This window comes from Mesorhizobium sp. Arg314 (assembly GCF_053714275.1).
The window spans coordinates 1-439 of record NZ_JBSKBP010000260.1; the positions used below are offsets into that span (position 1 = coordinate 1).

At 67.4% G+C, this 439-nt stretch carries 1 pseudogene; it reads left to right on the top strand.

Going from position 1 to position 439, the window contains the following annotated elements:
- Positions 1 to 155: 155 nt before the first annotated feature.
- Positions 156 to 439: pseudogene (locus ACWGS9_RS35390) on the top strand (hypothetical protein); the annotation flags it as partial.

The window sequence follows — 439 nt, forward strand, 5'->3', positions numbered from 1 at the left end:
GAAAAGCGACACCGTTGCTTTCGCTTGGCTTATCACTATCGATAATGAGCCCTTATCGATAGTGATTGATCTCGCCGCCCAAATCCGCCAGAATCGTCCCGATCATCGCCGGCGGCGCCGTCCGCGCGGCCCGCTTCGGCCGAGAAAGCAGCCCGATGTCCGCCAATCCGATCCGCCTGCCCGACGCCGCAACGGTCGAGACCGTGCTTGCCGGTCTCGACCCGGCCTCAGCCGACGCCAACCTGGCCCCCGCCCTTGCCAACGCCTTCCCTGGCTTTTCCTTCACGACCGCCGGCATCGACGATTTTTACTGGCGCGACGCCAGCACCGTCCTATCCCCCAACGGCGCACGCCGCGGCGAGCACCGCGCCTGGCTCGAGCGCGAGCTGGCGGCGCTCGGCGGCGACCTCACCGCCTTCTGGACCCGGCATCGGGCGAG